The sequence below is a fragment of the Cellvibrio sp. OA-2007 genome (genome assembly GCF_000953825.1).
Taxonomy (GTDB): Bacteria; Pseudomonadota; Gammaproteobacteria; order Pseudomonadales; family Cellvibrionaceae; genus Cellvibrio.
Genome location: NZ_BBUL01000002.1, coordinates 1 through 409, shown reverse-complemented (window position 1 = coordinate 409; position 409 = coordinate 1). Strand labels below are relative to the sequence as shown.

Annotated in this window: 2 protein-coding genes; both read right to left on the bottom strand. The window is 52.0% G+C overall.

Features of this window, described 5'->3' with window-relative positions; all coding sequences use genetic code 11:
• A partial coding sequence (locus AWU77_RS20220; RefSeq protein ID WP_152625197.1) for a hypothetical protein occupies positions 1-185 on the bottom strand: 185 nt, incomplete at its 3' end.
• On the bottom strand, positions 166-409 hold a 244-nt coding region (locus tag AWU77_RS00010; RefSeq protein WP_152625196.1), incomplete at its 5' end, for a putative Ig domain-containing protein. The genes AWU77_RS20220 and AWU77_RS00010, both read right to left, overlap by 20 nt.

The window sequence follows — 409 nt, the reverse complement described above, 5'->3', positions numbered from 1 at the left end:
ACATCGGAAAAAGTGTTCGCCGCAAACTGGAAGTTAAAGGCTGAATCTTCAGTCGCGTTTTGATCGGGAATCGCATTGGCGACCGTTGGCGCATCATTGGTATTGGCAACGGTAATGACGAACGTATCGGTGACGGTACCACCGTTGCCGTCATCGGCAATCACATCAATTGAAATTGAACCCACGNACGGTGGGTGCATCGTTGGTATTGGCGATAACAATATCGAAACTATCGGTAACCGTACCGCCGTTACCGTCACTCGCAATCACATCAATCGATACTGTACCGACATCGGCATTCGCCGGTGTACCACTAAAAGTGCGAGTCACTGCATCGAAACTCAACCACGCGGGCAAGGCACCGCCACCCGCTAATTGCGCGCTATAGGTGAGGGTATCACCCGCATCC